The 25,615-nt window shown below is 74.6% G+C and carries 20 protein-coding genes and 1 pseudogene; 9 read left to right on the top strand and 12 right to left on the bottom strand.

Annotated elements, in window-relative coordinates; translation table 11 throughout:
- Positions 1-65 precede the first annotated feature (65 nt).
- Entirely contained in the window at positions 66-818 is a 753-nt protein-coding gene (locus tag IEY71_RS13685) for an EI24 domain-containing protein (RefSeq protein ID WP_229781745.1), read from the top strand.
- On the opposite strand, the gene IEY71_RS13680 is transcribed toward IEY71_RS13685, so the two are convergent.
- Complete coding sequence (locus tag IEY71_RS13680; protein ID WP_189085860.1) at positions 800-1,591, bottom strand: siderophore-interacting protein; 792 nt, start codon at positions 1,589-1,591, stop codon at positions 800-802. The genes IEY71_RS13685 and IEY71_RS13680 overlap by 19 nt on opposite strands.
- A 136-nt stretch (positions 1,592-1,727) precedes the next feature.
- On the opposite strand from IEY71_RS13680, the gene IEY71_RS13675 reads away from it, so the two are divergent.
- Positions 1,728-2,339 carry a dihydrofolate reductase family protein gene (locus tag IEY71_RS13675; protein WP_189085859.1) on the top strand — a complete coding sequence of 204 codons (612 nt, stop codon included), beginning with the start codon at positions 1,728-1,730 and terminating at the stop codon, positions 2,337-2,339.
- 33 nt (positions 2,340-2,372) lie between these two features.
- Here IEY71_RS13675 and IEY71_RS13670 read toward each other — a convergent pair whose 3' ends face one another.
- The 3 genes from IEY71_RS13670 to IEY71_RS13660 all read right to left on the bottom strand — a co-directional run bounded on the left by IEY71_RS13670 (position 2,373) and on the right by IEY71_RS13660 (position 8,400).
- A complete protein-coding gene (locus tag IEY71_RS13670) occupies positions 2,373-5,567 on the bottom strand; it encodes an InlB B-repeat-containing protein (RefSeq protein WP_189085858.1) in 3,195 nt (1,064 codons plus the stop codon).
- Positions 5,568-5,650: 83 nt separating this feature from the next.
- On the bottom strand, positions 5,651-7,180 hold the full coding sequence (locus IEY71_RS13665) for an ATP-dependent DNA ligase (RefSeq protein WP_189085857.1): 1,530 nt from the start codon (positions 7,178-7,180) through the stop codon (positions 5,651-5,653).
- A 74-nt stretch (positions 7,181-7,254) separates the two neighbouring features.
- Positions 7,255-8,400 (bottom strand): epoxide hydrolase family protein, encoded by a 1,146-nt coding sequence (locus IEY71_RS13660; protein WP_189085856.1) that lies wholly within the window; start codon positions 8,398-8,400, stop codon positions 7,255-7,257.
- 57 nt (positions 8,401-8,457) lie between these two features.
- On the opposite strand from IEY71_RS13660, the gene IEY71_RS13655 reads away from it, so the two are divergent.
- Together IEY71_RS13655 and IEY71_RS13650 are read left to right on the top strand one after the other, a co-directional pair.
- A complete protein-coding gene (locus IEY71_RS13655) occupies positions 8,458-9,465 on the top strand; it encodes a helix-turn-helix transcriptional regulator (protein ID WP_189085855.1) in 1,008 nt (335 codons plus the stop codon).
- Entirely contained in the window at positions 9,462-10,352 is an 891-nt protein-coding gene (locus tag IEY71_RS13650; RefSeq protein ID WP_189085854.1) for a 3-methyladenine DNA glycosylase, read from the top strand. Before IEY71_RS13655 ends, IEY71_RS13650 begins: the two co-directional genes overlap by 4 nt.
- Here the strand turns inward: IEY71_RS13650 and IEY71_RS13645 are convergent.
- The 3 genes from IEY71_RS13645 to IEY71_RS13635 all read right to left on the bottom strand — a co-directional run bounded on the left by IEY71_RS13645 (position 10,324) and on the right by IEY71_RS13635 (position 15,214).
- The gene (locus IEY71_RS13645; protein ID WP_189085853.1) at positions 10,324-11,535 is read right to left on the bottom strand and encodes an amidohydrolase; all 1,212 of its coding nucleotides are present in this window, start codon (positions 11,533-11,535) and stop codon (positions 10,324-10,326) included. The genes IEY71_RS13650 and IEY71_RS13645 overlap by 29 nt on opposite strands.
- 105 nt (positions 11,536-11,640) lie before the next feature.
- On the bottom strand, positions 11,641-14,283 hold the full coding sequence (locus IEY71_RS13640) for a purple acid phosphatase family protein (RefSeq protein ID WP_189085852.1): 2,643 nt from the start codon (positions 14,281-14,283) through the stop codon (positions 11,641-11,643).
- A 190-nt stretch (positions 14,284-14,473) separates the two neighbouring features.
- Positions 14,474-15,214 (bottom strand): SDR family oxidoreductase, encoded by a 741-nt coding sequence (locus tag IEY71_RS13635; RefSeq protein ID WP_189085851.1) that lies wholly within the window; start codon positions 15,212-15,214, stop codon positions 14,474-14,476.
- Between the two features lie 117 nt (positions 15,215-15,331).
- Here IEY71_RS13635 and sigJ point away from each other — a divergent pair, with 117 nt between their 5' ends.
- Together sigJ and IEY71_RS13625 are read left to right on the top strand one after the other, a co-directional pair.
- A complete protein-coding gene (gene sigJ / locus IEY71_RS13630; protein WP_189085850.1) occupies positions 15,332-16,255 on the top strand; it encodes an RNA polymerase sigma factor SigJ in 924 nt (307 codons plus the stop codon).
- Between the two features lie 262 nt (positions 16,256-16,517).
- Positions 16,518-18,176 (top strand): annotated as a pseudogene (locus tag IEY71_RS13625) (ATP-binding cassette domain-containing protein); the annotation flags it as partial.
- A gap of 232 nt (positions 18,177-18,408) precedes the next feature.
- Here the strand turns inward: IEY71_RS13625 and IEY71_RS13620 are convergent.
- Genes IEY71_RS13620 through speB form a run of 4 tightly spaced genes read right to left on the bottom strand, consistent with a single transcriptional unit; the run spans position 18,409 to position 22,015 of the window.
- Positions 18,409-19,017, bottom strand: coding sequence for a cyclase family protein (locus tag IEY71_RS13620; protein WP_229781743.1), 609 nt, complete (start codon positions 19,015-19,017; stop codon positions 18,409-18,411).
- A gap of 25 nt (positions 19,018-19,042) precedes the next feature.
- A complete protein-coding gene (locus IEY71_RS13615) occupies positions 19,043-20,548 on the bottom strand; it encodes a purine-cytosine permease family protein (protein ID WP_189085848.1) in 1,506 nt (501 codons plus the stop codon).
- 47 nt (positions 20,549-20,595) lie between these two features.
- A complete protein-coding gene (locus IEY71_RS13610; RefSeq protein WP_189085847.1) occupies positions 20,596-20,997 on the bottom strand; it encodes a nuclear transport factor 2 family protein in 402 nt (133 codons plus the stop codon).
- A 37-nt stretch (positions 20,998-21,034) separates the two neighbouring features.
- Entirely contained in the window at positions 21,035-22,015 is a 981-nt protein-coding gene (speB, locus tag IEY71_RS13605; protein ID WP_189085846.1) for an agmatinase, read from the bottom strand.
- A 213-nt stretch (positions 22,016-22,228) separates the two neighbouring features.
- On the opposite strand from speB, the gene IEY71_RS13600 reads away from it, so the two are divergent.
- A complete protein-coding gene (locus tag IEY71_RS13600; RefSeq protein WP_189085845.1) occupies positions 22,229-22,816 on the top strand; it encodes a helix-turn-helix domain-containing protein in 588 nt (195 codons plus the stop codon).
- Here IEY71_RS13600 and IEY71_RS13595 read toward each other — a convergent pair.
- Positions 22,813-23,292 (bottom strand): DUF6194 family protein, encoded by a 480-nt coding sequence (locus IEY71_RS13595; protein ID WP_229781742.1) that lies wholly within the window; start codon positions 23,290-23,292, stop codon positions 22,813-22,815. The two genes, IEY71_RS13600 and IEY71_RS13595, sit on opposite strands and share 4 nt — an antisense overlap.
- Before the next feature lie 40 nt (positions 23,293-23,332).
- Here IEY71_RS13595 and IEY71_RS13590 point away from each other — a divergent pair, with 40 nt between their 5' ends.
- A complete protein-coding gene (locus tag IEY71_RS13590; protein WP_189085844.1) occupies positions 23,333-24,046 on the top strand; it encodes a MerR family transcriptional regulator in 714 nt (237 codons plus the stop codon).
- 118 nt (positions 24,047-24,164) lie between these two features.
- Positions 24,165-25,610, top strand: a complete 1,446-nt coding sequence (locus tag IEY71_RS13585; protein ID WP_189085843.1) for an HNH endonuclease signature motif containing protein — start codon at positions 24,165-24,167, stop codon at positions 25,608-25,610.
- The last annotated feature ends 5 nt before the right edge of the window (positions 25,611-25,615 follow it).

The raw sequence follows: 25,615 nt of genomic DNA, 5'->3' as shown, positions 1-25,615 counted from the left end.
GGCCGCGGCTCACGCTACGCCGCCGCCGTCGGCGCCTCCACCCCCGTCCCGCCTAGGCTGGAACCGTGCTGAGGGAGTTCGCCGCCGGGTTCGCGCTGCTCGGCCGCGGCTTCGGCTTCTGGCGCCGCCGGCCCGACGCGATGGCGCTCGGTCTCATCCCGGCCGCCGTCGCCTTCGTCGTGCTCGCCGCCGGGCTCACCGCCCTCGGCCTCGCACTGCCCGGCCTCGTCGACTGGGCGACCCCGTTCGCCGACGGCTGGCAGGAGGGCTGGCGCGCCCTGCTGCGGATCTCGCTCGGCGTCGTCGCCCTCGGCGCGGCGGCGGTGCTCGCCGCCGTCTCCTTCACGGCGCTCACGCTCGTGATCGGCGACCCGTTCTACGAGCGCCTCTGGCGCCACGTCGAGCAGGAGCTCGGCGCTCCACCCCCGGGCGAGGGCGCGGGCTTCTGGCGCACGGTCGCGGATGCCGCCGCGCTCCTCGGCCTCGGCGTCCTCGCGGCGGCGGCGACCGCGGTCGCGGGACTCCTGCCGCTCGTCGGCACGGCGCTCGCGGCGGTGCTCGGCGTGCTGCTCACCGGCCGCCTGCTCGCCCGCGAGCTGATGGGGCGGGCGTTCGACGCGCGGGCGGTCGACCCCGCACGACGGCGCGAGCTGCTCGCGGCCTCGCGCTGGCGGGTGCTCGGCTTCGGCGTGGCGACGCAGCTCTGCTTCCTCGTGCCGCTCGGCGCGGTGGCGACGATGCCGGCCGCGGTCGCGGGCGCGACGATGCTCGCCCGGGACGTGCTGGAGCGCGGCGAGCGTCAGCGGGCGCGCCAGTAGCCGCAGAAGTCGACGTTCGCCTTCGGCACGCCGCGCTCGCCGACCAGGTGCCGCCTGGCGCCCGTCGCGAGCTTCGACTCCCCCGCGGCGAACGCCGAGACGCCCGCGCCGAAGGGCGGCAACTCCCGGAGCGCCGCGAGGGCGGCGGCCCCGACGGCCTCGCCCGGGCGGCGGGCGACCCAGTGCAGCGCGACGCCCGCGGGCGCCTGCGCCTCCTGCTGGTCGCCGAGCTCGGGCACCTCGACGATGGCGTGGCCGCGCGCCTCGCGCGGGAGGTCGCGGAGGATGCCGAGCACAGCCGGGAGTGCGCTCTCGTCGCCGACGAGCACGACCTCGTCTGCGTCGCCGTGTCGGTAGCCGCAGCCCTGGTCGATGAGGCCGACGCTCGCGCCGAGCGGCAGCGAGCCGGCCCACGGCCCGGCCACGCCGTCCTCGCCGTGCACGACGAAGTCGATGTCGAGCTCGCAGAGCTCCGGGCGGTACTCGCGCACCGTGTAGTTGCGGATGACGGGCCTCGTCGACTTCGGCAGCGTCAGGTACTTGAGGTAGCCGCTCATGTTGAAGGTGTCGGCGAGGTTGTCGAAGCGGGTGTCGCCGTTCGTCGGCACCGCGAGCCGGAACCACTGGTCGAAGCCGAGGTGCCGCCACTCGGCGAGCGCCTCGCCCGCGACGGTGAGGCGCACGAAGTGGGGCGAGATGCGGCTGGCCGCGGTGACCTCGGCCAGCACGACGCCGAGCTCGGAATGGGTGACGGCGATGTTGCTGGATGCCACGGGTGCTCCTGCCGGGGACGAGATGAGTTAGGTAATGCTTACCTTAGCTGCATGAGCGGCATCGTGTCACGGGTCAGCCGTGCCATCCGTCCCGCTGCGACTGGTCGCCCCGGTCGTGGGCCGCGAGCATGGCGGCATGGGCATCATCTCGGCTGACGTGTTCCTCACCCTCGACGGCGTCTACCAGGCGCCCGGCGGTCCCGACGAGGACCCCTCCGGCGGCTTCCCCTTCGGCGGCTGGCAGGGCGCCTACTGGAGCGACGAGGGCGGCGAGGTCGTCGGCGCCGAGCTCGCCCGGCTCGACGCGCTCCTGCTCGGCCGGCGCACCTACGACATCTTCGCCGCCTACTGGCCGCAGCAGGAGGACGAGATCGGCGCGAAGTTCAACGCCGTGCCGAAGTTCGTCGCCTCGCGCACGATCGGCGAGCCCGAGTGGGCCGGCACGACCGTCGTGCGCGACCCGGCCGCCGAGCTCGCCGAGGTGAAAGAGCGCTTCGACGAGATCCATGTCATCGGCAGCGGCGAGCTGACCCGGGCGCTCATCGCCGCGGACCTCCTCGACCGGCTGCACCTGTACGTGTACCCGATCGTGCTCGGCCGCGGTCGTCGGCTCTTCGACGGCGTCGTGCCGGCCGCCTTCCGGCTGAGCGAGCCGGCGCGCACGCTGCCGAAGGGCGCCGTGTCGCTCGTCTACGAGCGCGCGGGCGAGCCGGTGACCGGCATCGACATCGGCGCGCTCGACGGCTGAGCCGGCCCGGCTCAGGCCCGGCTCAGTTCCGGCTCAGGCCCGGCGGCGGCGGATCACCGCGGCCCTGGCGATCGCGCCGGCGAGCATCAGGCCCACGGCCGGCAGCAGCAGCCAGCCCTCCCAGCCGGTGCCGGGGAGCTTCCCGCCCGGCGCGGGCGCCGGGCCGGGCGGCTCGGGCGTCGGCGGCACCGGCAGTCGCCACACGGCGTAGAGCACGAGGTCGCCGGTGACCGTGCCGACGACGAGCCGGTCGTAGGCGGGGTCGGGCTCGCTCGCCCGCGGATCGGTCGACCAGCCGAGGAAGCTCGCACCGGGCGGGCCGACGAAGGCGAGGTCCGCGGCGTCCGGGTAGGTGATCTTCGCCCCGCCGACCGCGTCCCACTCGACCTCGAAGCCGAAGCCGCCGTTCTCCTCGAAGGTGACGGTGTAGGCGGGGTCGGGGGCGGCGTACACGGCCAGGAGCGTGATGTCGCGCGAGATCGGCACGGTCTGTCCGCGCTGGTACAGCCCGTCGCTCGGCCCGAGGCCCGAGGCATCCGGGGCGGGGCCCTGCAGCTGCCAGCCGACGAACACCGCGTCGCCGCGGCGCAGCCCGTCGCCTCCCGCGACGATCGCGCTCGTGCCGGCGTCGTAGCGCCACGGATCGCCCGGCACGGTGCCGGCCGTCGCGCCCGCCCCGTCGTACGTCACGGCGAAGGGCGAGCCCGGCGGCTGCAGCCAGCGCGCGTAGAGCGCGAGGTCGGAGCCGACCGTGGACGACCAGTCGTAGGGCAGGAAGTAGCCCTCGGCGGTGCGCACGTACCAGCCGGCGAAGGTGGTGCCGTCGGGCCGGTCCGGCAGTGGGCCCGGGTCGCTCGCGCGGCCCTGGTCGGCGACGAGCTGGGTGAGCTCGTCGATGGGCGCCGCGGCCTGCGCGTCGGCGTAGAACTCGACCGTGTGCGGGTTCCTCAGCCACTTCGCGAACAGCACGAGATTGCTCGCGGGCATCGTCGCGCCCGCGAAGTCGAAGGGCTCGAGGAAGGAGGAGTCCGTGTACCAGCCCTGGAAGACGTCGTCGCCGCGCACCGGGTCGGCGGGGGCGAGCCCGTCGAGCGGGGCCTGGTAGCGGGCCGTCGCCGGGGAGATCGGGCTGCCGCCGCCGGTGTCGAAGCTCAGCGTGTAGGACTTGCGGCTGTAGAAGAAGAAGCGGTGCTGCTCGTTCGAGTTGCCCGTGTCGTTCAGCTGGTAGAAGAGGCTGCGCGCGGTGTCGTACTGGAAGCAGTTGCCGACGTTGCCCGGCCCGTCGCCGTAGCCCACGTACGATTCGAAGCCGTCGATCACGCCGGTGACCTGGCGGTCGCAGTCCTGCGCCCAGTACCACTTCTGGCTGAAGTCGTCCATGACCTGCGCCGCCGGCGGGATCGCGACGAGCACGCTCGTGCGGTTGTTCGCGTACAGGGTGTCGACCCGTAGCGGGGAGTTCGGCGTGCCGTCCGGGCCGTAGACGACGTCGGTGGCGGGCTTCGACTGGTCGAGGGCCTCGACGTAGAGGTGCTGCTCAGTGAGGTGCTGCGTGCTCGACTGGATCCACCGGCTCGTCATCCGCGTCGTCTTCGCCGTGCGGTTCACGCTGCCCGCGTCGGCGTTCGCACCGGTCTGCGCGGCCTGGAAGACGGTCGGGTTCGCCTGCTGCGCGCCCCAGCCTCGGATCAGGCAGGCGGTCGCCGGATTCGCCGGGTCGGGCACGTACGTGGCCGTGATCAGCTGCTCGCTGCCGTCGTCGGAGAGCACCATGGGGGCGACGTCGAGGGCGTGGATGTCGAGGCCGATCTTCACCCGGATGGAATAGGTGCCGAGCTGCGCGGCCGAGGCCGGCGGCGTGGGGCTCGCATACACGGTCGAGCCGCCGACGGTCATCGTGACGTCGTACTGACCGAGGCCCGTGCAGCGGGCGCCCTCGGCCGCGCCCGGCGCCCGCAGCAGGTAGTCGAGCCGCCACAGCGAGCGGGTCAGGTAGACGTTCACCACGGTCGAGCCGTCGCCGGAGACGACGACGTCCTGCTCGCTGATCGCGAGGTCGGCGAAGAGCAGCGGATCGGGCTGGACCACGGCGGGGTCGAGCTGCTCGCGCACCAGCAGGGCGATGCCGGCGGGGATCCCGCTCTTCGCGGTCGGCCCGCCGACCGTCGAGCCCGCGGTCGCCGTGCCCGGCGTCTCGCCGAGGAAGCGATAGGTGGCCCGGTCGGCGAGCTGCGCCGGGCTGAGCGCCCCCACGGTGTCGTCCCAGGCGGGCGGCGCGCCGGTTCCCGGCGTGAACGCCGCGGCGGGGTAGCCGTCCGGCACGATGTTCGGCTTCTCGAGCCAGTACGCGACCTGGTAGCCGACGTCCTGCCCGGTCCAGCCCGCGTAGAGCGTCGCGGTGTCCGTGATCGGCAGCGTCGGGGGCACGGTGGCGGCCTCGTCGGCGAACCAGCCGGTGAAGTCGTAGCCGGTGCGGCTCGGCTCGGGGACCGCGTCGAGCATCGCCTGCGTGAACTCGGTGTCCGGCTCGACGACGAAGACCGGGGCCACGCTGCTGCCGCCCGTCACGAAGGAGACCCCGAAGCCGTCGACGATGCGCGGCGCCAGCACGAGGTTCTCGGTGACCGGGAGGCTGAAGTCGTACGGGGTCTGCGAGGCGTCGCCGGCGAGGTACCACTCGCCCGTGAAGACGGTGCCGTCGGGCAGCTCGGGCACATCGGGGCTCACGTCGCCGAGGGGGTCGCCGTCGGCCCGCTGCACGGTCTCGAGCACGCGCGGCGTGGCGCCGGGCGCGCCGGTCTCCGGGGCGAGGAACTGCACGATGCGGGCATCGCTGAAGCGGGCGACCACGGTGAGGTCGCTCGTCACCGCCGTGCCGTCGAAGCTGAACTCGACGTCGCCGTCGTCGACGAACCAGCCCACGAACACGAGACCGGCCGCCTCGGGCGCCGGCTGCCGCGCGACGTGCCTGCCATCGGCCACCTCGACCTCGGCGACGGTGGCGCCGTCCACGACGAAGTCGACGGTGTGGGTGCCCCAGATCCCCGGGGTCTCGGCGTCGCCCACCGGCGTCGCCGACGGCGCCGCGAGCGCGGTCTCGACCGCCGGGCCGACGGCGAGCGGTGCGAGGAGACCGGCGATCGCGACGAGGGCCGCGGCGAACGCGCGGACGGGATGCCGGGGCCGGCCGTTGCGGCCGACTCCGCGCCCCGTCGGCGTGCGCGTCATCTGCTCTCCCCCCGGAGTGCGGTCTGCTCGCCATCCTGACCGACCGCCACCCCACGCGCAAGGGGTCACGGCGGCCGCCCGGCTCAGCCGGCGGGGGGAAGCAGCGCCCGCAGGGTCTGGATCGTGTCGGCCTCTTCGAGCCGTTTGTCGTCGCGGTAGCGCTTCACCCGGGCGAAGCGGAGTGCGACCCCGCCGGGGTAGCGGCTCGAGCGCTGCACGCCGTCGATCGCGATCTCGACGACGAGCTCCGGGCGGATGAAGACCGCCTGCGCGGTGCGGTGCTGCTCGAGCTCGGGGAACCGCTCGGTCTGCCAGGCGAGCAGCGCGTCGGTGAGGCCCTTGAAGGTCTTGCCGACCATGACGAGCCCGCCGGGCTCGCCGAACTCGCCCTCGGGGTCGAGCGCACCGAGGTGCAGGTTCGAGAGCAGCCCGGTGCGCCGGCCGTAGCCCCACTCGGCGCCGAGCACGACGAGGTCGTAGGTGTAGACGGGCTTCACCTTGACCCAGCTCGCGCCGCGCCGGCCCGCCGCGTAGGGCGATTCGATCGCCTTCACGACGACGCCCTCGTGGCCGGCGGCGAGCGCTGCTCGGGACACCCGCTCGGCGGCCTCGGGGTCGGCGGTGACCTCGCCGGGGATGGTCAGCTCGCCCGCGACTCGGCGCAGCTCCGCGCGGCGCACGGCGAGCGGCTCGTCGATGAGGTCGCGACCGTCGACGTGCAGGACGTCGAAGAACCAGGGGCGCAGCAGGGTCTCGCGGGCCGATTCGGCGCCGAAGCGCGACATGGTCTCCTGGAAGGGGCGCGGGGCGTCGTGCTCGTCGAGCGCGAGGGTCTCGCCGTCGAGGATGACGTCGCGCACGGGGAGCGCGAGCGCCGCCTGCACGACCTCCGGCACCCGTTCGGTGATCTCGGCGAGGCTGCGGGTGAACACCCGCACCTCGTCGCCGGAGCGGTGCACCTGGATGCGCGCCCCGTCGAGCTTGAACTCGACGGACGCCTCGCCGGTGCCCGCGATCGCCTCGCCCGCGGTGGCGGCGGTGGCCGCGAGCATCGGCAGTACCGGACGGCCGACCACGAGGCCCACCTCGGCGAGCGCGCCCGGCGCGCCGTGCAAGGCGAGTCGCGCCGTCTCGCCGAGCTCGCCGGAGAGCATCGCCGCGCGGCGCACCTCGGCGAGCGGCAGCTCGGCGGCCTCGGCGACGGCGTCGAGCAGCACCCCCTCGAGGGCGCCGGTGCGGACCTCGCCGAGCAGGACGCCGCCGAGGAAGCGCTGCTCGGCCTCGGTGGCGCGGCCGGTGAGCTCGCGCAGCAGCGCGGTGCGCTCGGCCGCCGACCCCGGTCCGCCGAGGGCGGCGAGCCGGTCGAACGCGTCGTCGAGCTCGGCGAGACTCAGCGTGGACTCGGCGGCGGGCGGCGCGCTCGCCGTCTGCCAGCCGCGCCAGCCGACGCCGATTCGCCCCTGCCGGAGCCGCCCGAGCAGGATGCCGACGGCGGGCACGACCTCGTCTTCGGGCAGTCGCCGGAGCAGTGCGGCGAGCGCGGCGCGCTTCTGGAGCCGGGAGCGGGTGGCGCCCACCGCCTCGGTGGTCTCGACGAGCTCCGCGAGCAGCATGCGCCCAGTGTGCCATCCGCCCCCGACACCCGGAACGCCCGCCTCGGGGAGGAGGCGGGCGTTCGGGCTGCGGCTCAGCCCTCGCGGAGTGCCGCGAAGAAGGCGCGGAGGTCGCCCGCGAGCACCTCGGGGCGCTCGAGGGCGGCGAAGTGCCCGCCCTCCTCGAAGCGGCTCCAGTGCACGATCCGCGCGTTGTCGCGCTCGGCGAAGACGCGGACCGTCTGGAAGTCGTCGGCGAACACGGCGACCCCGGTCGGCGAGTGGTTCACGGCCGGTTCCGCCTCGGCGCGGGCGTTCTCGAGGTAGCTGCGGCTCATGCCCGAGGCGGCGTTCTGGAACCAGTTCACGCTGACCTCGAGGAGGATCGTTTCGAGCGGCACGAGCGAGGTGCCGTTGCCGAACGAGTTGAACAGTTCGCTGTAGGCGAGGAGCCCGACGGGCGAGTCGCTGAGCCCGACGGCGACCGTCTGCGGCCGGGAGGCGTTCATGGCGTTGTAGCCGCCGACGGATTGGAACCACTGCATGTGCTCGAGGGCCGCGTAGTCCGCCGGCTCGAGGCGCTCGAACTCGGCCGGGTCGCCGGAGGGGAAGGAGAAGAGCTGCAGCACGTGCAGGCCGAGGAAGCCCTCGGGGGCGAGCAGTCCGAGCTCGCGGGCGACCATCGCGCCGTGGTCGGAGCCGTGCACGCCGTAGCGCTCGTAGCCGAGCCCGCGCATGAGCGCGTCGTAGGCGCGGGCGACGCGGGCGTTCGTCCACCCCGCGGAGGCGAGCGGCTGGGAGAAGCCGAAGCCGGGGGCGTCGGGGATGACGAGGTGGAAGGCGTCCTCGGCGCGGCCGCCGTGCGCGACCGGGTCGACGAGGGCGTCGATCATGCCGAGGTAGTCGACGGCGGAGCCCGGGTAGCTGTGGGCGAGCAGCAGCGGCGTCGCCTCGGGGTGCGGCGAGCGCACGTGCAGGAAGTGGATCGTCTGCCCCTCGATCTCGGTGGTGAAGTTCGGCACGGCGTTCAGTCGGGCCTCGGCGGCGCGCCAGTCGAAGGCGAGCCAGGCGTCGACGGCCTCGCGCAGGTAGTGGTTCGGCGTGCCCGCGTCCCAGTCGTCGACCGGGGCGGGCTGGGGCAGGCGGGTGCGGGCGAGGCGCTCACGCAGATCGGCGAGCTCGGCGTCGGAGACGGCGACGGTGAATGGGCGGAGGTCGAGCGGAGCGGTGGTGTTCGTCATGTCTCCGACGGTACGGTGTCATTAGGCACGATCACTTCCTATTGGAGGCATCCGCTCATGGCCGATCCCGCAGCGCGACTCCTCGCGCTCCTCACCCTGCTGCAGTCCCGGCCCGACTGGTCGGGGCGGGAGCTCGCCGCGCGCCTCGGTGTCTCGCCCCGCACCATCCGCAACGACGTCGAGCGCCTGCGCTCCCTCGACTATCCCGTCGACGCCAACCGCGGCTCCGCCGGCGGCTACCGGCTCGGCGCCGGCGGCCGGCTGCCGCCCCTCCTCCTCGACGACGAAGAGGCCGTCGCCGTCGCCGTCGGACTCCGCGCAGCGAGCGGCATCACGGGCGTCGAGGAGTCCGGCCGCCGCGCGCTCGCGAAGCTCGAGCAGGTGCTGCCGCCGCGGCTCCGCCCCGTCGTCGACGCCCTGCACGGCACGATCGAGCGCGCGCCGGAGAACACCGGCACCGACGCACCCGACCCGGAGGTCGACCCCGGCGCGCTCCGCGCCATCGCCGCCGCCATCCGCGACGTCGAGTGGCTCCGCTTCGAGCACGCGGGCGAGCTCCGCCTCGTCGAGCCGTACCGGCTGCTCAGCTGGCAACGCCGGTGGCATCTCGTGGCCCGCGACCCCGAACGCGACGAGTGGGCCACCTTCCGGGTCGATCTCCTCGAGCTGCGGATGCCGACCCGCCGCCGTTTCACCCCGCGCCCGCTGCCCGGCGGCGACCCCGAGCACCCCGACTACACGGCCTTCGCGATGCGCACGATCGCCGCGAGCGGCTGGACCGTGCACGCCCGGCTCCGCATCGACGCCCCCGCCGACGCGGTGCTCGCGCGGATCAACCCCGCCGTCGGCGTCGTCGAACCCGTCGACGAGACGCACTGCGTGCTCGTCACCGGCGCCGACAGCCTCGACACGGTCGCCGTCTACATCGGCATGCTGCAGCTGGACTTCACCGTCGAGTCGCCCGCCGAGCTCGTGCCGCTGCTCGCCAGCCTCTCCGCGCGCTACGCGCGGGCCGTCGCGGGCTCGGCGGACGCCGCGCCCGACGCGCGTACCCTGGGGGGATGACCCGGCTGCTCGACCCCGCCGACTGGCGCGCCCGCGAACGCGCGCACGCCGAGCGGGCCGACGCGCTCACCGCCGGGCACCGCGAGCGCAGCGCGCGCGGCGAGCGGCACCCCGTCGAGGACTTCCTCTACACCTACTACTCGTACTCCCCCGCGCAGCTCCGGCGCTGGCACCCCGGGCCCGGCGTCGAGCTCGCCGAGGCGGCGGGCGAGGAGCGCGCCGGCTGGCGCTGGTATGCGCCGGGCGCCGCCCCGGGCTCGCTCCGCGTGGACGATGCGGCGATGCGCGCCGAGAAGGCGCCGCTGCTCACCGCGGTCGAGCGGATGCTCCGGCTCACCGCCGCCCGGCCGGGGAGCTTCGGCTGCTTCGGCCTGCACGAGTGGGCCATGGTGTACCGGCAGGCCGAGCACCGCCACCCGGTGCCGCTCCGCCTCGGCCAGGCGGCGACCGACGCCGTCGTCGAGGCGCACGAGCTGCGCTGCACGCACATCGACGCCTTCCGCTTCTTCACCCCCGAGGCCGTGCCCCGCAACCGCTTCGCGCCGAGCCGCGAGACGCAGCCGGAGCTCGAGCAGCCCGGCTGTCTGCACGCCGGCATGGACGTCTACAAGTGGGCGATGAAGCTCGGGCCGCTCGTGCCCGGCGAGCTGCTGCTCGACGCCTTCGAGCTGGCCCGAGACATCCGCTTCCTCGACATGCAGGCCTCGCCCTACGAGATGCGCGCGTGGAGCGGCGAGCCCGTGCGCATCGAGACCGCCGAGGGCAAGGCCGAGTACGTGCGCCGCCAGCGGGGCTTCGCCGAGCGCGCGAACGCGCTCCGCCGCGCCGTGCGCGAGGCGGCGTTCGGCGACGCGGCCGTCAGTCGAGCCACTCCTTCGCCGCGGTGACGAGGGCCGCGACGCCGACCGTCAGGGTCGGTTGCGGCAGCGGCGCGAATTCGGGCGAGTGGTTCGAGGGCAGGTGCTCGGGCAGCCGCCCCTCGGCGAGACCTGCGCCGAACAGCGCCGGGTCGGCTCCGCCGAGGAACCAGTAGACGAGCGGGGCGTCGGCCGCCGTCGCGAGCACCCCGACGTCCTCGCTGCCGGAAACCGCGCCGGGCTCGAGCACCCGCTCCGCGCCGAACGCCGTGCGCAGCGCCGCGGCGGTGCGCGCGCTCGCGGCGCGGTCGTTCACCGTCACCGGGAAGCGCTCCTCGTAGGCGAACTCCGGCTCGCGCGGCGCCGCGGAGGCGGCGGCCTCGGCGCGGGCGATCCGCTCGATCGCGGCGAGCACCCGCTCGCGCACGTGCTCGTCGAAGGTGCGCACGCTCAGGCCGAGCTTCGCCTCGGGCGGGATGATGTTGTTCTTCGTGCCGGCGTGCAGCTGCCCGACGGTCACGACCGCGGCATCCCCCGCGGCGATCTCGCGCGAGACGATGCCCTGCAGCCGCACCGCCGTCGAGGCGGCGAGGTAGACCGGGTCGACCGTCGTCTCCGGGCGCGAGCCGTGACCGCCGGTGCCGTGCATCGTGATCGTCAGCGAGTCGGCCCCCGCCATCGCGGGCCCCGGCTGCAGCGCGACGAGGCCGGCCGGCAGCGGCGCGACGTGCTGGCCGAGCACGACGTCGGGGCGCGGCACCCGCTCGTAGAGCCCGTCGGCGAGCATCGCCTCGGCGCCGCCGCCCCACTCCTCGGCGGGCTGGAACAGCACCACGAGGGTGCCCTGCCACGAGGCATCCGCGGCGAGCGCCTCGGCCGCGCCGAGCAGGCAGGTGACGTGCACGTCGTGGCCGCAGGCGTGCATGACGGGCACCTCGGCGCCGTCGGGATCGACGCCCGTCGCGGTGCTCGCGTAGTCGAGCCCGGTCGCCTCGCGGACGGGCAGGCCGTCCATGTCGGCGCGGAGCAGCACGGTGGGCCCCTCGCCGCGCTCGATGACGCCCGTGACGCCGGTGCGGCCGATGCCCTCGGTCACGGTGTAGCCGAGCCCGCGCAGCGCCTCGGCGACGATGCCGGCGGTGCGGTGCTCCTGGAACGACAGCTCGGGGTGGCGGTGCAGGTCGCGGTAGATCGCGTCGAGGTCGAGGCTCATGGGCCGAGCCTAGCCAGGCGGGTCGCGCCCGCGGCGGGAACGGCCGGCGCCCGGCCCCTCGTGGGGACCGGGCGCCGGACGGTGCTCAGGCGGCGGATGCCTCGATCAGGCCTCCGGCCCGTCGCCCGCCTGTCGGCGACGGCGTCGCACGGCGATGACCGCGATCACCGCGCCCGCGGCGAGCAGCGCGCCGGCGAGCCAGAGCGCCGTCTGGATCTCCGCGCCCGTGTGCGCGAGGCCGTTGCCGGCCGCGCCGGACCCGTTCCCCGCGCCGGAGCCGGTGCCCGGCTGCCCGGTGCCGGGCCCGCCGGTGCCCGGCTCGCCCGGGCCCGGACCGGTGCCCGGGTCGGCCGCCAGCCGGATCGGCGCCCAGCCGATGAGCTCGCCCTCGCTCGACTGCACGACGAGGCGGTGCTCGCCCGCCGGTGCGTCGGCGGGGATCGTCGCCCGCACGTCGCCCGCGGCATCCGCCGTCGGGGTGCCGAGGAGCTGCGGCTCGGAGTGCAGCCACACGTTGACGGCGAGCTCGGCGCGACCGGCGCCGAGGCCGAGCTCGACCTCCTCGCCCGGCTCGGCGCTCGCCGGCGCGGTGACGCCGCCGCGGTTCGCCTCGGTGAGCAGGGATTCGTCGACGGGCGTCGGCTCGACCGGCGGGTTCGGGTCGACGGGCGGCTCGACGCCGGCCTCGGTGACCCACTTGCGACCGTCGTCGAGCTTCGTGACGGTGAACTCGTCGTACACGGCGCCGACGGGCAGCGTCGTCGTCGCGTTCGCCGTCTTCTCGGCGAGGTACGAGCGGTAGACGAGCTGGTTCTTCGTCACGTCGACCACCTGGTAGGTCGTGACGCCCGCGCCGCGGAGCACCTGGGTGGCGTTGTTGTTCGTCCAGACGTTCTTCTCGGGCGTCTCGAGCTCGTAGTGCTTCGCGCCCGAGTTCGAGACGATGTAGACGGGGCCGTCGGTGATGCCGGCGGTCTCGGTGACGTCGTCGTTGTGGTAGCCGCGCGCATAGGTGTGGTCGTGGCCCATCATCACGAGGTCGATGTCGTGCTCCTGGAACACGGGCACCCAGTACTTGCGGAGGATCGGCTCGTCACGGCCCGCGGAGGTCGAGTAGACGGGCTGGTGGAAGGTGACGACGTTCCACTTCGAGGGGCTCTCGGTGAGCACGTGGTCGAGCCAGGCCGCCTGGAACTGCGTCCACAGCTCGCCGACCTTCGTCTGCGGGCACTCGACGCCCGTGCACGAGGGCAGCACGTCCGGGGTGAGGAACGTCGTGTCGCGGGTCGCGTTCACCGTGATGAAGCGCACGCCCTGGTAGTCCGTGAAGTACACCGTCTCGGTCGCGAAGGCGGTCCAGTGCGCGAAGTAGGCGGCGTACTGCTTCGCCACGTCGCTCTCACCGACGGCGAGTTCGGCGAGCTCGCCGATCGTCTCGGTGGACGGGTTGTTGTGCGGGTACTCGAAGTTCGCCTTCCACGACTTCAGCAGCTTGTCGCCGGAGTACTCGTGGTTGCCGGGCGCGGCCATGACGTTCGTCGTCGCCGCGGAGGTCTGCATGCCCTTGAACCAGTTCAGCCACTCCGTCTCGTTCGACGAGGTGTTGATGAGGTCTCCGGCGTGCACCGAACCGATCGAGCGCGGGGCCTTCGCCTCCGCCTGCGCGACGACGTTCGGCCAGGTCGAGTCGAGCCCGATCTGCGCGTCGCCGTAGTAGACGAACTGGAAGTCGGTCGCCTTCGGGTTCGCCGTGGTGAAACGGGTCCAGCCGCTCCACGCGCCCTCGAGTCCGACGCGGTACTCGTACGCGGTCGCGGCGGTGAGGCCGTCGACGGTCGCCGAGAAGTGCTGCAGCGGGTTGCCGTTGACCGTGCCCGCGGCGTACGCGTCCACGGTACGGGTCTCGCCGCCCGCGGCGGGCCGGATCTGCACCTGGCCGCTGGTGTGCGAGACGTCGCCCGCGAGCCACGAGAACGACTGCGAGGTCGCGGGCGTCTCGGTCGGCGTGAGGATCACCCGGGTCGGCGGCACCGCGACGGGCTCGCCGGGGGTTCCGGCCTCGGGCAGCAGGGAGATCTGCGGGACGTCGAGGTAGATGTCCGAACTGGAGGCGCGGTCCTGGAACAGGGCGATCGCGACCGTGTTCGTGCCGTCGACGAGCACGTCGCCGTCGGCGGTGAAGGTCGAGGCGAGCGGGTCGCCGTTGCTGTCGCCCGCGTACTCGAGGTTCGTCGTGCCGGTCACCCGGCCGTCGACGAAGCCGGCGACCTTCTCTCCGTTCACCCAGACCTGCACGGCGTCGTCGTACACGAGGTCGCCGACGAGCTGGCCGACCTCGGCCGCGACGCCCGGCTCGAGCTCGAAGCTGGTGCGGAAGAAGTACGTCGGAACGGTCGGCGCCGCCGTGCCGTCGAGGTAGTGGTTCAGCAGCGTCGCGGGCAGGTGCGGGCCGACGGCGGCGAGCTTGCCGCCCTTGGCGCCGAAGCTGCCCGGCGCCTGCTTCCAGTCGGCGTCGTCGTAGCCGGTGGTCGTCCAGACCCGCAGGTTCGCGTCGCCGCGGGCGGGGTCGGTGCCGTCGTCGAGGTAGTGCCAGGCGGTGGTGCCGTCGACCACCGGAGCGGTCGGCACCTCGATCGCGGGCTCGGCGGCGGCGGCCGTGGCCGGCACCGCGAGCCCGGCGACCGCGAGGCCCAGCAGCGCGGCGGTCGCCGCGCCGCGCCGGGCCCGGCGCATCGTCGTCATCGTCATCGTCGTGTCATCCTCATTCGTCTCGCGCGTTCACTCGTCCGGGCGCGCGCGACCGCACCCGCCCGGAATGGGCGGGTGCGGAGCGCGGGCTTTCGCCCAGTGAATCGGCGGCGGATGACCCGGGGCTGACCCTCGGATGACGGGGCGGTGAACCCGGGGTGCACGAGGGAGCCTCGGCATCCCGCCGGCGTCAGCGGTCCGCGAGCCACTCCGCGAACGTCTGCCGCCCGAGCTCGGCGTCCGGGCCGGGCAGCGCGGCACCGCGGCGCATCTCGCCCATGCCCCGGATGGGCAGGGACACCGGCAGCACGGGCCCGCGCCGGCCCTCGGCGCGGACGAGCCGGCGGATGAGCTCGGCCAGCTGCTCCTCGCGCGGGCCGGCGAGGTCGCGCGCGCGACCCCGCGGCGTGCCCTCGGCGAGCGCGACGAGGTGCTCGGCGACCTCGCGGGCCGCGATCGGCTGCGTGCGCATCCGCGCCGCGAGCTGGATGCCCGCGACCCGGAGCCGCCCCGCCATCTGGCCGGCGAACTCGTGGAACTGCGTCGCCCGCAGGATCGTGTAGGGCACGCCCCCGGCCTCGACCACGCCCTCCTGGGCGAGCTTCGCCTCGTAGTAGGCGTAGGGGATCCGGTCGATGCCGACGATCGAGAGCAGCACGTGATGGCCGACGCCCGCCTCGCGTTCGGCGGCGAGGAGCGTGCGCGAGGTGCCCGTGAAGAAGCGTTCGGCGGTCTCCCGGTCGATGGCGTTGACGTTCGCCGCGTCGACGACGGCGTCGACCCCGGCGAGCGCGGCGGCGAGCCCAGCCCCCGTCGTGAGGTCGACGCCGGCGGAGCGGGCGAGCACGACCGTCTCGTGCCCGCGCTCGCGCGCGACCTCGACGATGTGCCGGCCGACCGTGCCGGTCCCTCCTGCGATGGCGATCCTCACCGTGTCCTCCGTTCCGGGCCCGCGGCCCTCGGCGGGCCCGGCGCCCGCCCTCACGACTCCGACGACGCAGCGCCGTGGAATGTCAGGCGGGCGCGCCGGGCGTGGCAGGCTGGGCGCATGAGCACGGTGGATGCCTCGTCCGACGCGGTCGCCGCGGAACGCCCGGCCCTCCTCGGCCTCGCGTACCGCCTGCTCGGCTCCTTCGCCGAGGCGGAGGACGCGGTGCAGTCCGGCTACGAGCGCTGGCTGCGCCTGCCCGAGGTGGAGCGGGCGGAGATCCGCTCCCCCGGCGCGTGGCTCACGAGGGTGGTCGGCCGGATCTGCCTGGACGAGCTCGGCTCGGCCCGCGCCCGCCGCGAGGCCTACGTCGGCGAGTGGCTGCCCGAGCCGCTGCCCGACGCCCCCGGCGTGTTCGGCGGCCGCTTCGCCGCGGCACCGCCGGCGGACCCCGCCGAGCACGCCGAGCTCGCCGAGGGCGTGTCGACCGCGATGCTCGTGGTGCTGGAGACGCTGACCCCCGCCGAGCGCGTCGCCTTCGTGCTGCACGAGGCCTTCGGTCTGCCCTTCGCGGAGATCGCCGAGGTCGTCGGCCGCTCCCCCGGCGCCTGCCGGCAGCTCGCCTCCAGTGCCAGGGCGCGGGTGCGCGCGGGACGCGCGGGGGCGGCGTCGGCCGAGCAGCACGCGGCGGTCGTGCACGCCTTCCTCGCGGCGGCCGCGACGGGCCGGATCGAGGCGCTCGTGGAGCTGCTCGACCCCGACGCCCGGCTCGTCTCCGACGGCGGCGGCATCGTCTCGGCCGCCCGCCGGCCCGTCCTCGGCGCCGAGCACGTCGCGCGCTACGTGCTGGGCATCATCGCGAAGCGCGGCGAGGGGCTGTCGATCTCGCTGCGGGACGCGGCCTCGGGCTACGTCGCGGTCTTCGCCCAGGACGGCGTCGTCGACACGGTGGTCTCGGTCGAGGTGCGCGAGGGCCGGCTCTCGGAGCTCTGGCTCGTGCGCAACCCGGAGAAGCTCGCCCGCTGGCAGGGCCTCTCGGCGTAGCGGCGCCCGACGGCTCGCCCTTGCGCCCGCCCGAGGGTCGCTGCTACGGTCGTGCACCTATGGGTACGCTGATCCGCCACTGAGGTGGCCCCGCCGCGTCGAGCATCGCTCCGCGGCATCCGTTCCAGGCACCGTCGGGTGCCGGCCATCCTCACCCCGATCCGTGATCGCGCGCCGCGCCCGCTCCGCGCGCCCGCCACCGGCGCTTCGACGACGAAGCCGGCCCGTGCGCCGATCGACGGATCGAGATTGCGAGTCGCACATGACCGCCCGAATCCATCTCTCCCTCCGCGGCGCGAGCCTGCGCTTCGCGGAGCACCTCGTGCTCGACCGGGTCGACCTCGAGCTCGGCGCGGGCGAGCGCATCGCGCTCGTCGGCGACAACGGCGCGGGCAAGACGACGCTGCTCCGGCTCATCGCCGGCGAGCTCGTGCCCGACGCCGGCGAACGGACGCTCGTCGCGCCCGGCGGGGTCAGCGCGCTCGAGCAATCGCTCGAGCTGCCCGACCGGGCGACCGTCGCCGAGGCGATCGACGCCTGCTGGCGGGAGCTGCGCGAGCTCGAGGCCGAGATCGCCGAAGCCGGGGCCGAGCTCGCCGGTCCCGGCGGCGTGGGCCTCGACGGCCCGCAGCTCGACGCCGCCCTCGCCCGGTACGCCGCGCTCGTCGACCGCTACGAGGCGCGCGACGGCTACGGCGCCCCGGCCCGGCTGGACGCGGGGCTCGCCGCGCTCGGCGTCGGCGACGTCGACCGCTCCCGGGAGTGGCGCACGCTCTCCGGCGGGGAGCGGGCGCGGATCGTGCTCGCCGCCGCGCTCGCCTCGAACGCCGAGCTGCTGCTGCTCGACGAGCCGACGAACGACCTCGACGACGACGCCTGGGACTGGCTCGTCGCCGCGCTCGCCAGGCACCGGGGCACCGTCGTCGCGGCCTCGCACGACCGCGCCTTCCTCGCGCGTTGGACGAGCGCGATCTGGGAGCTCGCCGACCGCGGCGTCACCCGCTACGGCGACGGCTACGCCGGCTATCTCGCGGCGAAAGCGGCGGAGCGGGAGCGCCGGCGGCTCGCGCACGAGGCGTGGCTCGCCGAGCGGGAGCGCCACCTCGCGCTGCTGGAGGCCAATGCCGGACGGCTCGCGGCCATCCCCCGCAAGCTCGACAAGCCGGGCATGGGGGCCGGGGCGTTCCGTGCGCGCGGCCGCGATCACGGCGCCATGGGCCGCATCCGCAACGCGAAGGAACGGCTCGCACGGCTCGCGGCGGAGCCGGTCGCCCCGCCGCCGGAGCCGCTGCGGTTCACGGCGGGCGCACTGCGGGCGCGGGCGGATGCCTCGGCGGAGCAGGGTGCGCCGAGCGCGCCGCCCGCCGCGCCGATCCTCCGTGTCGCGGGGCTGACGGTGCTCGGCGAGCCGGTGCCCGACTTCGAGCTGGGCCCGGGCGATCGGCTGCTCGTCACCGGCCCGAACGGCGCAGGCAAGACGACGCTGCTGCGCACCCTCGCGGGCGAGCTCCCGGCCGCCGCGGGCGGGGTCGCCCGACGCGGCGCCGTGGGCTGGCTGCGCCAGCAGGCCGGCCGGATCGACGATCCGCGGCGCCCGCTCGTCGAGGCGTACGCGGCGGGGCTCCGCGAGGGGCGGGATGCCGCGGCCGAGCGTCTGCTGGCGCTCGGCCTGTTCCACGAGTCCGAGCTCGAGCGCCCGCTCGGCGGCCTGTCGTACGGGCAGCGCCGCCGGCTGGAGCTCGCGCTGCTCGCGAGCCGGGACTTCGAGCTGCTGCTCCTCGATGAGCCGACGAACCACCTCGCGCCGCTCCTCGTCGACGAGCTCGAGGCGGCCGTCGCGGGCTTCGCGGGGGCGGTCGTGCTCGTCACGCACGACCGGCGGCTGCGGGAGCGCTTCCGCGGCGCGCGGCTCGAACTCGGCGGCCGGGGCGCCCTGCCCGCCCGTCTGACCCACCCCCTTCATCCCCCTCCGCCCAGCCCCGCCTCTCCGCCCGCCCCACCCGGCAAGACGTCAGTATTTGCGGGTCGCGCGGCGCCAGCACCCGCAAAAAGTGACGACACGCCGGAGCGGGTGGGTGGGGCGGGGCGGAGCGGGTGGGTGGGTGGGGCGGGACGGGCGCGGGACGGGGCGGGGCGGGCGCGGTCGCCGCGGCTCAGCCGAACGCGACCGCCCGCACCGGGGCTCCGTCGAGGTCGACCCGGAGCGGGAAGAAGCCCACCCGGATCCGCTCCGGCAGCCCGGCGAGGCCGCACAGGTTCTCGACGATGAGCCGGTCGCCGCCGAGCACGACCTCGTGCACGGGGAAGCCGGCCTCCCCGCCGTCCGAGCTCGGGTCGGGGCTCAGCGTATCGACGGCGAGCACGTGCATCCCGCGGCGCACGAGCTCTGCCGCGGCGGCCGGGTCGAGCGCGGGGTGGTCGAGCACCTCCTCGGTGTCGAAGCGCTCGGCCCAGCCGGTGTCGAGGACCACGATCGGCGGCACGCGCTCGGGCAGCGGGCCGCCGAGCGCCCGCTCGAGCTCGACGAGCCCGTAGCGCTGCCCGGCGACGAGCCCGTCGAGGTGCACGACGAGCGCCTCGCCGACGAGCTCGTCGAGGCCGATGCCGCCCGTCGTCCGCCCACCGGCGACGGTGTGCGAGGGCGCGTCGAGGTGGGTGCCGGTGTGCGAGCCGAGGTGCAGCCGGGCGACGTCGACCCCGTCGCGGTCGAGGTGCAGCGCCGGCTCGATCACGACCTCGGGGTCGCCGGGGTAGACGCGCATGCCCGAGCCGATCGGGCGGCTGAGCTCACGCATCGCGACCGGTGCCCGCCGAGGCATCCGCGTCGGCTGCGGCCTTCGCGCGACGCCTCGCCTCGATGGCGCGCTCGACGTCGCCGAGGACCGCCTCGTCCATCGCCTGGATCCCGGTGGTGTCGGCCTGCACGACCGCGTCGGCGAGGTGCACGCTCGCCTCCCGGCCGGTGCGCGCCCGCTCGGGCAGCATCGCGAGCAGGTAGATCGTGAACGTCACGACGAAGGCCGGGATCGTCGCCCCGACCGGGCTCGGCCAGACGTACACCCAGAGGTACGAGACCGCGGCGCCGACCGCCCAGGCGCCCACCGCGATCCAGTTCACCCCGCCGAGGTACCAGTAGCGGCCGCCGCGGCGGCGCAGGAGGTCCACGGTGTAGCTCGCGCGCTTCACGAGGTAGTAGTCGACGATCATGATCGCGAACACCGGCACGAAGAACGCGCCGATCACGATGAGGAAGTTCGTGAACTGATCGAGCAAGGCGAGCCACGTCGCCCCGAGGATCGAGATCGCCCCGACGACGAGCGCCGTCGGCAGGAAGCGCAGCTTCGCCCGCCCCGCGGCGGCGTGCACGATCGACGTGGTCATGCCGTAGACGACCATCGAGTTCGTCGCCATCACCGAGACGAAGATGACGATCGCGATCGGGGCGCCGAACGCCGCCACGAGCACGCTCGGATCGAAGGCGAGCGGCTCCCCGCCGCTCAGGATGACGTAGCCGATCGCCGTCGCGCCGAGCGTCATCGCGATGACGGTGGAGAGGGTGTAGCCGAGCCCCGCGCCGAGGAACCCGGCCCGGCTCGTCGCGGCGAGCCGGTTGAAGTCGGCCGAGAGCACCGTCCAGCTGACCGCGGTCGCGACGACGATGTCGAGCACGATCGCGGGGGTCTGCCCGATCGAGGGGTCGGCGGGGATGGCGAAGTAGTCGCCGGGCGCGAAGCTCGTGAAGGCGATGAAGAAGATCCAGGCGATGATCGCGAGCATGAGCACCGCGAGCCAGGGCTCGACCTTCGCGATGCCCTCGTGGCCGAAGATCGCGAGCAGCACGACGATCGTCTGGCACAGCACGGAGAAGAGGATCGGGTTCGAGAAGCCCGTGAGGCTCGACACGAGGGCGTCGACCGTGACGCCGGCGAGCATCGCCTGCACCCAGCTCCAGCCCATCAGGATGACGAGGTTCGCCGCCATCGGCAGGAAGCCGCCGCGCGTGCCGAAGGCCCCGCGGGCGAGCGCCATCGTCGGCAGGCCCGTGCGGGTGCCGATGTTGCCGATCAGGGTGAGCACGACGGCGCCCGCGACGGTGCCCGCGACGATCATCGTGATCGCCGTGCCGTACTCGACGCCCGGCACGAACAGGGTGCCGGTGAGCAGGGTCGTGACGACGAGGTTGGCCGCGAGCCAGATCATGCCGATCCGCGGCGTGGAGAGGGTGCCGCGGACCGGCCCCGAAGTGTCGGACTGCGCCGCGAGGCGGCGGTCGAGACGGCGATACAGCGACATTGCGTGCTCCTGGGGGATGTGGGGGGGTCGGGGTCGGCCGGGGCGGCTCAGTCGGCGGATGCCGGGGAGAGGTGCTCGTGCACGGCGAGCAGCTGCTCGCCGTGCACGCGGAAGACGATGGTCTCCCGCTCGCGGTAGGCGTCCTCGCCCTCTCCCGTGTCGACCCGGGTGGCGACGTCGTGGCTGAAGACCGCGCCGCCGGGGTACGCCTGCACGAGACGGGCGGTGGAGCGGCAGTCGAGCACGCGCCATCCGCCCTCGACCCAGCCCTGCCAGAGCGCCTCGTAGGCGGCGCGGTCGTCGAGCCTGGCCGACTCGGTGTGGAAGAGGAAGCTCGCCTCGGGCGCGAAGCCGGCGAAGTAGCGCTCGCCGTCGGTCGCCGCGAAGGCGTCGATGATCGCGTCGGCGGCGGCGAGCACCTCCTCGGTGCTGGGGGTTCGGGTGGTCATCGGGGTCTCCTTCGATCCGGTGATGCGGGGGTGGGGCTCAGCCGCGCGGGGCCATCGCGCTGATCAGCTCGTACGCCACGTGCGAGGCGGCGACGGCGGTGAGCTGGGCGTGGTCGTAGGCGGGCGCGACCTCGACCACGTCGGCACCGACGATGCGCTGGTCGGCGAGGGCGCGGATGATCCGGAGCAGCTCCCGGCTCGTCAGCCCGCCGGCCTCGGGGGTGCCGGTGCCGGGCGCGTGCGCCGGGTCGAGCACGTCGATGTCGATCGAGATGTAGAGGGGTTTGCCGTCGACCCGGGCGCGGATCCGCTCGATCGCGGCCTCGACGCCGCGCTCCTCGATGTCCTCGCTCGTGACGATCGCGAAGCCCAGGCGGGCGTCGTCGCTCAGGTCCACGACGCCGTAGAGCGGCCCGCGGGTGCCGACGTGCATGCTCGCCGTGAGGTCGATGAGCCCTTCCTCGGAGGCCCGCCGGAACGGAGTGCCGTGCGTGATCGGGGCGCCGAAGTAGGTGTCCCAGGTGTCGAGGTGGGCGTCGAAGTGCAGCACCGCGACGGGGCCGTGCTGCGCGGTGACGGCGCGCAGCAGCGGCAGCGCGATGGTGTGGTCGCCGCCGATGACGACGAGGCGGTCGGCCTGCTCGGCGAGCGCGCGGGCGCCGGCCTCGACGTCGGCGACGGCCTCGTCGATGCTGAACGGGTTGACCGCGAGGTCGCCGGCGTCGGCGACCTGCTGCACCGCGAAGGGCTCGACGCCCTGCGCGGGGTTGAAGGGGCGGAGCAGGCGGGATGCCTCGCGCACGTGCGCCGGGCCGAAGCGCGCGCCCGGCCGGTAGCTGACCCCGCTGTCGAAGGGCACGCCCACGACGGCGATGTCGGCGTGCTCGACGTCCTCGAGGCGCGGCAGCCGCGCGAAGGTGGCGATGCCCGCGAAGCGCGGCACGCGGCTCGCGTCGACCGGGCCGATCGGCCGGGGGTGTTCCTGGGGCTTCGGCTCGGGCGCGTCAGTGGGTTGCATATTGGTAAACCTTTGATATTCTGGAGAAAACTCGCGGGCCATGCTACGGCGTCGGATGCGGCGACGCAAGCATGCGGTTCGGCATCCGCTCGGCCGGTCGAACCGGCCATCCGCCCGGCGGAGCGGCCCGCGAGTCCCGATCACCGACCCGCGATCACTGACCTGCGATCCATCGACCCGCGATCCGCGATCCGCACCGAGCGAAGGAGCCCCATGCGCCGCGCCGTCCCACCCGACCCCAGCTCCTCCCCGCTCGCGATCGGCGCCCACCTGCGCAACGCGCGCACGGCCCAGGGGCTCACCCTCGCTCAGCTGGCCGAGGCGAGCGGGCTCACCAAGGGGTTCCTCAGCCGCCTCGAGCGCGACGAGACCTCCCCGTCCGTCGCGACCCTGCTGCAGCTCTGCCAGGTGCTCTCGCTCCCGATCGGCTCGCTCTTCGCCGAACCCGAGATCCAGATCGTCGGCTACGACGACGCACCCCGGGTGAACTTCGGCGGCACACAGGTCACCGAGCGGCTCATGTCGCCGCGAAGCGAGTCGCGGGTGCAGCTCGTGCGCTCCACCATGGCGCCGGGCGCGTCGGGCGGCGAGGAGCTCTACACGATCTCGAGCGACGTGGAGGTGCTGCACGTGCTGTCCGGTGCGCTCACGGCGCGCTTCGTCGACCGCACCGTGGCGCTCGTCGCCGGCGACGCACTCACCTTCCCGGGGCGCGAACCCCACAGTTGGACGGCCGACCCCGAGCTCGGCGCCGAGGTCATGTGGGTCATCGTGCCCGCGCCGTGGAGCGGCACGAGCTAGACGCCGGGCCGCGCGCGGCGCGCGGCGCTCCGCGTCGAGCGGCGGCGAGCCGCCTCGTGCGCCGCGCGCAGCAGCGCCACGAGCTCCTCGACGGTCGACTCGGGGTTCACCACGGCCAGCCAGCCGTTCGCCCCGTACACGGGGTGCGGGCCGAGCACGTCGACGGCCGCCGCGTCGCGCGGCACCGCGAGGGAGCGCGGGTCCTCCCCCGTCACCCGCCGGAACGTCGCCCGATCGACGTGCACGTTGACGCGGTACCGGCCGGGCTCGTCGAGGCGCGAAGCGGTGTCGTCGGGGGAGTCCTTCGTCACGATCGTGCCGTACGGCTGGGTGCGCTCCGGCATTCGGCCGTCGGGGGCGTGATAGAAGAAGGCGTCGCCCCAGGCGAGCTCGGGAAAGGGCCCGCCCGGGGCGGGTTCGACGACGAGCACGCCGTCGAAGGAGCGGACGGCGTCGAGGATCTGCTGCATACTCATACTTTGAGTGTGAACTTCAACTGCGTATTGGGGGTTGTGCATGCCGCACGGACTGCGCACCGCCGAACTCGCCCGCGCGGCCGGGTATTCGGACCAGCAGGTGCGCGACCTGGAACGGCTCGGCGTGATCCCGCCCGCCGCACGCTCGGCGAACGGGTACCGCAGCTACACCGGCGCCCACCTCGTCGCCCTCCGCGCGTATCGCGCCCTGGCTCGGGCCATCGGGCCGGTCGCGGCCCGCGGTGCGCTCGCCGAGCTCCGCACGCGGCCGATCGCCGAGGCGGCGGCGCTCGTCGACGAGCTGCACGCCGGGCTCGCGCGGGAGCGCGAACGGGTGCTCGCGGCGCGCGGGGGGCTCGCGGCGATCGGGTCGGCGGATGCCTCGGCGGCGGGCGCCGGCGGCGCGATGTCGATCACCGAGCTCGCCTCGGCCCTCGACGTGCGCAGCTCGACGCTGCGGTACTGGGAGACGGAAGGGCTGCTCCACCCCGATCGCGTCGGCTCCGTGGCGGCCCGCAGCTACTCGGCGGCCCAGATCCTCGTCGCACGCGTCGTCGCAGCACTCCGCGAGGGCGGCGCCGGCATCCCGGCCATCCGCTCCGTCGTGGCGACGCTCGGCGAGGAATCCGGCGTCGCCGCGGCCGAGCGCTCGCTCGACGCGCGACTCGACGCCCTCGCGGAGCGGAGCGTCATGCTGCTGCGCGCGAGCGGCGCGCTCGCGGAGCTGCTGGACGGGGCGGACCAGGCTTGGTGATCGCCCCGCTTCGGGTATCGATCCGGCACCCCTCCGCCCCCAGGCACGCATGGCGTGGCGTTCTCCACATTCGAAGATGATTTCGAACGGTCGGGCGATTCCGGCGTAGCGTCGAAGCATGGATGTCCCGAGCGATTCGCCACCGCGGCTCGCCGTGCTCGCCGCGCGGCTTGCCGCGGTCGACGATGCCTGGACGGGCGGCGTCCGGCTGAACGCGAGCGCCATTCGGGACCATGCCGCCGCCCCGGCAGCCGTCGATGCGCGGGCACTCAGCGACGACGGACTGCTCCGAGTGCTCGACGCGCTGGCGGGGCTCACCCGTGCCGCAGAAGCCGCGGCGAGCGCCTGCGCGGCTGAGCTCGCGGCCCGGTGCACCGGCATCCCGGGCGAAGATCCGGCACGCGATCGCGGCTACCCGAATCCCGCACGGCTCGTCGCCGACACGACGCGCCGCCGCGCGGGCGAGGCGCACGAGCTCATCGCCGTGGGGGCGGCCACCGCCCTGCGCAGCTCCTTCGCGGGCGAGCGCCTCGCCCCGCGACTCCCCCACCTCGCCGTGGGCCTCGCGAGCGCCGAGCTCGGGCTCCACGCCGCCGAGCGCATCCGCCGCTTCCTCGATCGGGTGGCGCCTCGCGTCGAGTCGGCGACGCTCGACGAGGCCGAGCGGTTCCTGGTCGAACAGGCAGCCTCGGTCGGGCCCGAGCGGCTGGCGCAGCTCATCACGCTCCTCGAGGCTCGACTCGATCCCGACGGCGTGCGCCCGCGCGAAGACGAGCTCCGCGGCCGGCGGGGGCTCCGCATCTGGGAAGACACGGCGGGCATGGTCAACGTGCGCGGCGCGCTCGACCCCGTGAACGGTGCCACGCTGAAGGCCGCCGTCGACGGGCTCGTCGGCGCCGAACTGCACCGTGCCCGCGACGCCCGGCGACGGCAGCACGACGACGACGCCCGAACCGCCGAGCACCGCACCATCGCCCAGCTCAACGCCGACGCGCTCGCCGACCTCGCGCGACACGCACTCGGCTGCGCCGCGGTCCCGACGCTCAGACAGACGACCGTCGTCGTGCGCGCCGATGCCGCGGCGCTTCTCGCCGAGCGGGGCCACGGCACGATCGACGGCCTCGATCAGCCCGTCTCGATCGCGAGCGTCCGCGCGCTCGTCACCTCGGCCGGCATCGCGCCGCTGTTCGTCGGCGAGCACGGCGAGCCGCTGCAGCTCGGGCGCTCCGCCCGCCTCTTCAGCGCCGCGCAGAAACTCGCCCTCGCCGAGCGCGACGGCGGCTGCGCGTGGCCGGGCTGCTCACGGCCCCCTTCGCACACCGAGGCCCACCACATCGCGTGGTGGCACCGCGACGACGGGCGCACCGATCTCGACAACGGCATCCTGCTGTGCAGCCACCATCACCACCGGGTGCACGACGACGGGTGGCGCATCGTCGTCCGCGACGCCGGCCGGTGGTTCATCCCGCCCCCGCATGTCGACCCGCACGGCACGCCGATCGCCGCGAACACCTCGACCGATCGGCGGATGGGCCTGCTGGCGCGAGCCATGGCCGCCGCGTAGCGTGC

This window comes from Agromyces mediolanus (assembly GCF_014648575.1).
Classification (GTDB): Bacteria; Actinomycetota; Actinomycetes; order Actinomycetales; family Microbacteriaceae; genus Agromyces; species Agromyces mediolanus.
The sequence above is the reverse complement of the archived record's forward strand: the minus strand, read 5'-3'. Positions and strand labels throughout refer to the sequence as shown.